Below are 7,452 nucleotides of genomic sequence, written 5' to 3'. Positions count from 1 at the left end.
CCTCCGTGCCGGACTGGTCCGCTGGCTGTTCGGATCCGTCAGCCTCCGTGCCGGACTGGTCCGCTGGCTGTTCGGATTCGTCAGTCTCCGTATCAGCCGGTTCTGCCGCCTGTTCGGTCTCATCGACCTGTAGGGCATGGGCCGATAGTGGTAAGCTGCTGGCCAGCATGCAAAATGCCATCAGAAGTGCCAGCGCGGATGATAGCCACTTTCTTTTGAGATTTCTCATCGTCTTTTCTCTTTCCTTTCCTACTACTCTCTGAAATACCATTCTTAGCAGATGCAGGCACAAGAATTTGCAGTTGTTTTGCTTGCCAAAAAACAGATGGGTTATGCCCTTTTCCAGAAAAACAACTTTTTATCATCGCCTCCCGGTTCCCAGCAAAACATAATTTGCATTATGTAGTAGTTGTCCAGTTGCTAAAAACACACCTTTCCGATACGCCGCTTTTGCAGGCATACGAGATACACCCCCACTCCATCTTTTTGAAGATATAGGTTTGGGAGGTGTATTTGTGCTGCAATTTTTCCTAATTTCTGTGTACAATCGCGTTTTTGTGCCGAGGTCTACTTGACTTTTTTAACTCAATAATTTATTATTTAGTATATTTCTGTATGCTATGTAATTTCTTACCATCTTCTACACCACATAATGCAAATTATGTGGTAGTTTTTATTTTTCAACTACAAGTCCAAGGCGTTCGATTTTGCGGCGGTGCTCCGTGCCTGTGGTCATGATATAAATGCGGGTCGTATTGATACTGCTGTGGCCCAGGATGTCTGCCAGCTTGGCAATATCCTTTTCGATACAGTAGAAAGTGCGGGCGAACAACTTGCGCAGGTTGTGGGGAAACACCTTGGACGGCTTTACGCCGGCTGCCGCGCATAGCTTTTTCATCGCTGACCAAATGTTGCTGCGGTTCAGGGGCTTGCCCGTGCGGGTCACAAAGATCGTCCCGGATAAGATCCGCCGGGACGCGGCATAATTCAGCAGAATATTTTTCAGCTTGCCCGGAACGAAAATCGTCCGGGTCTTGTTTTTGCAGTCCACCGTTACCTCCCCGTGCTTTACCGCTTCCACGGTAAAATATTGCAGCTCCGACACCCGGATCCCGGTGCTGCAGATGGTCTGGATCACCAGATTCAATTGCTCATTCTTTTTTGAAGCCGCCAGCAGCCGCATATACTCAGCCTTGGTCAGCTCTTTATCCTCCGCACAGTAGGTCTGCTGCTGCATGCGGATATTCTTCACCTTGCAATCGGACAGTCCCAGAAAGCCCAGCAGGCTGTTCACGCTGGCCAGCATGGAATTGATGGACCGTACAGCATATTCCTGTTCCACCAAATGCTTTTTCCAGGAAACCACCAGTTCCTTGGTGATCTCGGCGCCGTTTGCATACACGTGAAAAGCTTGCACATCTCTCAGATATTTTTCTTGTGTAGCCGCACTTTTTTCTTCCCAGCAGAGATAATTGCCGAATTCCTTGATTTGTTCTTTATTTAAGATCATAAGCATCCCTCCTTGATTCTGTACATATTGTACCCAAAATCAAGCAGTATAGAAAAAACCAAAAATAAAGTCCTTCCAGAATCGGAAGGAGCAATTCGTATAAAAGTCCGGCGTCTTTCGCCTATTGGCACAGATTTTCAATTTAGAAAGAGGGTGCACTTACCCCATAAGTATGAACAACGAGTTGAGAACTCGCGGAGTTATATATTTGATGATGTTCATCTTGTTTTTGTATTGAACAGGGCTGCACTGTAGCCGACTTACAATTCTTTCGTTGTTATAGTATTTGATGTACTGCGAAATTGCAAGATTCAGATGCTGAAGGGAGTGATAGGAAAATTTCTTGTCATAGTAAAGCTCTGTTTTTAATCGTCCGAAGAAGTTCTCTGTGGGAGCATTGTCCAGGCAGTTTCCTTTTCTGGACATACTCTGAAGGATTCCGTGGTTTCTTAAGAAAGCCTGGTAACGGGGCATTTGGTATTGCCAGCCCTGATCAGAATGCAAAATGGCCCCGCGCAAATGACTCCCGTAATTGGCGACAAGCGACTGGAGTATACGTCGTATCTGGGCATAATCCGCGTTTTCTGAAATGTCATAAGATAAGATCTCTCGGGTGTAAAAATCGATCACCGGCGACAGATACAGCTTGCCGTAAGGAGTTATGAATTGCGTCACATCCGTGCCCAGCTTTTTATAAGGGGCATCAGTCTGAAAGTCCTGCTGCAGAAGATTTGGCGCAGCCTTGCCAACGATACCCTTGTAAGAATGATATTTTCGCTTTCTTGGGCAGGCCGACAGGCTGTTTCCTTCATAAGCCTGGCAACACGCTTTTTGTTGACGGTATAGCCGCGGCTTTTAAGCTCCTGTGTGATCCGGGGATATCCATACTTCCGGTGATTTTTTTGAAAGATTTCGATAATGAAAGACAAAAGTTCGTGATCCTTATTCGCATTGTCCTCAAAATACTTTACCCAGTAGTAATAAGTAGATCTTGGTATGCCGGATATTTGCAGGAGCAGATCGAGAGAATGTTTCTCCCTTAATTCGCAGATCACTTTGGCTTTTTCTTTGATGTTCAGCCTCTCGCTTGAATTAGGGAGTACAATTTTTTTAAGTAGTCATTTTCTGCTTCCAGATACTTGATTCTGTCGGCAATCTCGGCATCGGCGATTCGGTTCATACGATCCTCGGGGAGCATATAATTCTTCTGCCGGTGAGAGTCCTGAATCGCATCTTCGCCTTTTTCTTTGAAAAGGGATACCCAATCTCTCAGGATGTTCGCATCCGTGAGCCCCAATTCCAGTGCAATTTTACGATAGCTTTCATTGCCGTTCAAATAGCGGTGGATGGCCCGCAGCTTCGTTTCCCTCGTATAAACAGCAAGTTCCTCCTGGTTGAGAAAAATTTGTTCACCGTGCATTCGATAGAGAGACGAAATATTTCACCTTATCCGTGCTGAGCTGATACTCCCGTGCAAGCTGAGTAAAGCTGACGCCATCGTTCAGATGCTTCAGCACCATTTCAAGTTTTTGTTCTCTTGTTAAACGCATAAAAATTACCCCCATAAATTGTAACATAAATGTCCAACTTATGGGGGTAATTTCAGATTTTTGGTCCGAGTGGGGAGACTCGAACTCCCGGCATCTTGCTCCCAAAGAGTTAGGGGGACTTTTTTCTAACTCTTTTTGCTTGTTTATAGCTGTTTTGGCTCCATTCTGTTTGCTTTCCAACACTCTTTGAAAGCGGGAGTTCCGTGTACTCCACGCCCATCTGTGGCTGGCCATGTGGTCAAGAAGGTTGCCAGTCAGGGAGTTTGTTCGCCGCCCTCCAGCAGCCGCTCGTCATCCATGGCAAAGCCCTTGGTCATGTATTCCTTCAGTACGCCGGTGGCCCAGATGCGGAAGTGGGTGGCCCGGCGGGAGTTGACCCGGTAGCCCACCGAGATGATGGCGTCCAGGTTATAGAACTGCGTCAAATAGTGTTTTCCATCTGAGGCAGTTGCCGAGATTTTCTCGGTAACTCAGACTGTAGACAAACCCCGGCTTGCGCAACAGTGCAAGTCGGGGTTTTAAAAAAATTGAAAAAAAAGGGGGGGACAAAGCAATCATAATGCGATCCAACCGGGTTCTCCGCCGCCTTTTGGCTAGTTTTCTCAAATTAATGCATGCGAAAGTAAGCACGGCTTTCATCTCCATCCGCGCCTTCCCATACATCTGTGTATACCGGAAGCTGTGCAGTTCTTTGGCCTGGGCAAAGTCTCGTTCCGTTGTCTCTTTCCTCAGTCCATACCACTCCCGGACCCCGTAAGTATGGCGGTTTTCCTCCATACGCTCCAGATCGTCCGCCCATATATGCCGGGTCACCAGTTTCACATGATCTTTACTGGCCGTGCATTGAAAGAGATACGGACACTGAGCACATTTTGCCGGGTCCCTCTTGTACTCCCTGTATCCTTCCCGGTTCGTGGTGCGGTAGGTCAGAACCTCGTCAGCCGGACACAGATAGCAGTCATAGTACTCATCATATACATAGGCACTTTTGGGGAAATATCCCTTCTGCGTTTTGGGCCTGCTGTACGTACTAAGCAGTTCTACTTTTTCTTTTGCCAGCAGCTGCGCAATCGCCGGCGTTTTATATGCTGTGTCCCCTACTATCACTTGGATGGGATAATGCTGGATCTTATCATACAGGCCCTTGAATGTCCTGCCATCATTTTCGTTGCCGGGGTGGACACTGCTGCCGAGGATGATCCCATGCCTGTCGCAGGCGGTCTGTACGCTGTACGCGAATACCTGCTTATGCTCCCCCTTGCGGAACCACCCGCTCTCCGGGTCCACTGTGCTGACTTTCCTGTGCTTCTCTTTCTTCTGCCTGATCTGCTTCTTCCGGGAAGTATTCTTGTTTGGAGTCCCCTTTCCAGAACCCTTGGCCGGAGGCGGGGGACTGTTATTATCATCATCCCTTGTATCGTCCGGAGGCTCTGTGTCCTTCAGCGGTTTCTTCCCATGGGCCTCCCGGTCCTTTTGAATCTCCTCCTTCAGTTCCTCCGCATACCATAGTGCCTGCTCCTCCGCCACCTCATCCTTGTACTTCTTCCCGTTGGCCCGCGCCTTTACATGGGTGGAGTCCACAAACACTACGCTGGGGTCTACCATCCCCTCCGCGAAGCACTCTGACAGTATCTTCTCGAAGATCTGCTCGAATAGGTCCGTATCCTTGAATCGCCTCGTATAGTTCTTGCTGAATGTGCTGAAGTGCGGCACTGCATCCTGTAATCCCTGCCCCAGAAACCAGCGATAGGCTGCATTGGTCTCTACCTCCTGTACCGTCCGCCGCATGCTTCGGATGCCAAACATATATTGCAGCACCGGCAGCTTGATCAGCGTAACTGGGTCCAGGCTGGGGCGGCCATTCTCCTCGCAGTACAGCGGCTCCACCAGTTCATAGATGAAACTCCAGTCTATGGCGGCCTCTATTTTTCGCACCAGATGATCCTTGGGGACCAAATCGTCCAGGCAAAACATCTCCATTTGCTCCCGGCTTTTCATTGCTTCCCGCGTCATCATCTTTACCGCCGCCTTCCTCTCCTATTTTACTACAAAAATCCCCCCAAAGCCAGCCCTTCCTGTCTTTGAGGGGACTTTGTCTACAGTCTGAAACGGCCTCCCGCGCAAGCGGGAGGCCGTTTGAGAGTGTCGACAAACTCAAATAGCGATCACAAGGCTCCCTCTAGGAGGGAGCTGTCGCCGCCGTAGGCGGTGACTGAGGGAGTAAAACGGGCAATTTTCATAACTTTTTGCCTGAAAAACTCCCTCCGTCACGGCTTCGCCGTGCCACCTCCCTCAAAGAGGGAGGCTTTGTCTACAGTCTGAGTTGCCGAGATTTTCTCGGTAACTGCCTCCTTGTTTAACTCGCCCTCGGCAAAGATATTTTTCAGGTGGAGAGAGACGTTGTCAGGTGTGCAGTCAAACAGTTCCGCCATAGCTTTCTGGGTGAGCCAGACGGTCTCGTCCTTGATGACGGCATTGACGGCAATATCTTCCTCGGCGAACCGATCAGAATTTGCGCCGCATAAACAAAGATAGCCTGACCGCTTTTATTTCTGACGTGATACGCCTTGACAAAGAGAGCAAAAGGAATGACGGATAAGCGAGGGCGGTATTTGATACAAATATCAATCCCTCTCTTGACAGAGTGAGGCATTTCCTCTATACTGTAAATGAATTTATTGTAAATCCATTTATTGTAAAAGGAGGGACCAAACGTGCCAAGCAGTCCGAAGATAAAGAAAGAGAGCATGGTCCAGGCGGCCTTGGAGCTTCTCATCGAGAAGGGCAACGCCGGTGTAACCATCAAGACGGTGGCCGACCGGCTGGGCTGCTCCACCCAGCCCATTTCCCGGCAGTTCGGCGGGATGGGCGGACTGCGGCAGGAGCTGATCCGGGCGGCGGAGCGCTATGCCTTTGAGAAGTATTACGATGTGGGCGGTAGCGCTCTGGCGGCTTTTGAAAAGTCCGGCTGGGGAGCCATCGACCTGGCCATCAACGAGCCAAACCTCTTTCGCTTCCTCTACATGGGCGAGAGCGGACGCAAGGCAGAGGGCGGCTTCCTGTCCCTGCCCAAATCAGAGGACTCTGAGATAATTCGCTCCCGCCTGGCACAGCTTCTTGAGATCACGCCCCAGGACGCGGAGCGGTTTATGACCACCATGATCCTGTATACCCAGGGCGTGGCCACCATGATCGCCGCGAAGATCGTCCGGGACGACAGGGAGACCATCCACCGGATGGTGCGGGAGACGGGCTTTGTATTCCTCAAGGGGTTGGGTGTATCATCGGAACGAGTGGAGGCCCTGATGGGCCGCTCCTATGGGGAATTGACCGCACATACAGAAGACTGAAAAGCATAACATGGCGCTGCATTTCATGCAGATCCAGTCCTTCCGCCCTGCCCTGGACTCCCGGTTCTTCGCCCGGATGAAAAGCGGAGAGGATATCCTGGTGTCCCGAATGTACGCAAAAGAACTCAAGAAGCGGCTCTGTTAGCCGAAAGCGAGGATACTGCGATATGGTTACAGAAGATCGGGATACTGCGGTCGCTTTTTTGAAAAAGCTCTGGTGCGAGGAAAAGGTCGTATGTCCGAAATGCGGGAAAAGCGTCCTGGAGCATCTTCATAAAAAAGCAAAGAAAAGCAATTGCGACTGGAAATGTCCAAGCTGCGGTGAAATATATCGGACGATCCATATGCTGAAAGCTCTGCCGAGAGATAGAGAGAGTCAAAAACCGATGGAGGGTTGATGATGAAGGAGACAATGAAAAAACTGGCGGAGGTCTTTTTGACCTGCCATTTCCTGATCTCCGTGGCAATTGGGGCCTGCGGCATGATACTGGGGCCGGATACCAAGTTGGGGTATTCGGATATGTTTGTGCCTACCCTGATGGCGTTCTTCTGCACGCTCCCCACCCTGCTCACCATCCAGCCGGAAAAGCTGACGACTAAGCAGATCGTGCTGAGAAAGCTCCTGCAAGTTTTGATGGTGGAGGCCATTGTGCTCTCTATGATCCACTTTGGATTCCACGGGATCAACAGCGTCGGTGGTGCCTTCACCGTAGCGGTATCTGTGCTGCTGGTCTTTGCGGGTGCGTCTCTGACCGACTGGGGGCGGGGCTGCATGGAGGCGGAGGACCTCAACCGCCGTCTGGCGCGGCTCCAGAAAGGAATGTGAAGAATATGGCCGAAAAATGGCTGCTCTGCCCCGTCTGCGGGAGCAAGACCCGCTTAAAACTGCGGCAGGACACAGAGTTGAAAAACTTCCCGCTGTTCTGTCCCAAGTGCAGGCAGGAGATGCTGGTCAGTGTGACCGGGTTTATCACAACAAGAATATTAGAGCCAGACGCTAAGACGCAGAGCCGATGATCCCCGAAGGGGATATGGCTCTGCG

11 protein-coding genes and 2 pseudogenes are annotated in these 7,452 nt (G+C 50.2%); 4 read left to right on the top strand and 9 right to left on the bottom strand.

Annotated elements, in window-relative coordinates; genetic code table 11:
• Positions 1-119: 119 nt before the first annotated feature.
• The 9 genes and pseudogenes from Q0Z69_RS16220 to Q0Z69_RS16190 all read right to left on the bottom strand — a co-directional run bounded on the left by Q0Z69_RS16220 (position 120) and on the right by Q0Z69_RS16190 (position 5,492).
• A complete protein-coding gene (locus tag Q0Z69_RS16220; RefSeq protein WP_298035445.1) occupies positions 120-365 on the bottom strand; it encodes a hypothetical protein in 246 nt (81 codons plus the stop codon).
• Positions 366-673: 308 nt separating this feature from the next.
• On the bottom strand, positions 674-1,510 hold the full coding sequence (locus Q0Z69_RS16215; protein ID WP_298035444.1) for a tyrosine-type recombinase/integrase: 837 nt from the start codon (positions 1,508-1,510) through the stop codon (positions 674-676).
• Positions 1,511-1,669: 159 nt separating this feature from the next.
• Positions 1,670-2,308, bottom strand: coding sequence for an IS3 family transposase (locus Q0Z69_RS16970; RefSeq protein ID WP_367272343.1), 639 nt, complete (start codon positions 2,306-2,308; stop codon positions 1,670-1,672).
• A 17-nt stretch (positions 2,309-2,325) separates the two neighbouring features.
• Positions 2,326-2,565, bottom strand: a pseudogene (locus tag Q0Z69_RS16965) (IS3 family transposase); the annotation flags it as partial.
• A gap of 20 nt (positions 2,566-2,585) precedes the next feature.
• A complete protein-coding gene (locus Q0Z69_RS16210; RefSeq protein ID WP_298035443.1) occupies positions 2,586-2,930 on the bottom strand; it encodes a transposase in 345 nt (114 codons plus the stop codon).
• A complete protein-coding gene (locus Q0Z69_RS16205) occupies positions 2,920-3,060 on the bottom strand; it encodes a hypothetical protein (RefSeq protein ID WP_298035442.1) in 141 nt (46 codons plus the stop codon). The genes Q0Z69_RS16210 and Q0Z69_RS16205 overlap by 11 nt, the downstream gene beginning before the upstream one ends.
• Positions 3,061-3,335: 275 nt before the next feature.
• Positions 3,336-3,521: pseudogene (rhuM, locus tag Q0Z69_RS16200) on the bottom strand (RhuM family protein); the annotation flags it as partial.
• Entirely contained in the window at positions 3,469-5,076 is a 1,608-nt protein-coding gene (locus Q0Z69_RS16195) for an IS1182 family transposase (RefSeq protein ID WP_298035441.1), read from the bottom strand. The pseudogene rhuM and the gene Q0Z69_RS16195, both read right to left, overlap by 53 nt.
• A gap of 251 nt (positions 5,077-5,327) precedes the next feature.
• A complete protein-coding gene (locus Q0Z69_RS16190; RefSeq protein WP_298035440.1) occupies positions 5,328-5,492 on the bottom strand; it encodes a hypothetical protein in 165 nt (54 codons plus the stop codon).
• A gap of 282 nt (positions 5,493-5,774) precedes the next feature.
• On the opposite strand from Q0Z69_RS16190, the gene Q0Z69_RS16185 reads away from it, so the two are divergent.
• From Q0Z69_RS16185 to Q0Z69_RS16170, 4 genes are all read left to right on the top strand, one after another.
• Positions 5,775-6,410 (top strand): TetR/AcrR family transcriptional regulator, encoded by a 636-nt coding sequence (locus tag Q0Z69_RS16185; RefSeq protein ID WP_298035439.1) that lies wholly within the window; start codon positions 5,775-5,777, stop codon positions 6,408-6,410.
• A 10-nt stretch (positions 6,411-6,420) separates the two neighbouring features.
• Complete coding sequence (locus Q0Z69_RS16180) at positions 6,421-6,555, top strand: hypothetical protein (RefSeq protein WP_298035438.1); 135 nt, start codon at positions 6,421-6,423, stop codon at positions 6,553-6,555.
• A gap of 252 nt (positions 6,556-6,807) precedes the next feature.
• Entirely contained in the window at positions 6,808-7,236 is a 429-nt protein-coding gene (locus Q0Z69_RS16175) for a hypothetical protein (RefSeq protein WP_298035437.1), read from the top strand.
• Between the two features lie 5 nt (positions 7,237-7,241).
• The gene (locus Q0Z69_RS16170) at positions 7,242-7,427 is read left to right on the top strand and encodes a cysteine-rich KTR domain-containing protein (protein ID WP_298035436.1); all 186 of its coding nucleotides are present in this window, start codon (positions 7,242-7,244) and stop codon (positions 7,425-7,427) included.
• The last annotated feature ends 25 nt before the right edge of the window (positions 7,428-7,452 follow it).

This window comes from uncultured Dysosmobacter sp., assembly GCF_947631165.1.
GTDB lineage: Bacteria > Bacillota > Clostridia > Oscillospirales > Oscillospiraceae > Oscillibacter.
The sequence above is the reverse complement of the archived record's forward strand: the minus strand, read 5'-3'. Positions and strand labels throughout refer to the sequence as shown.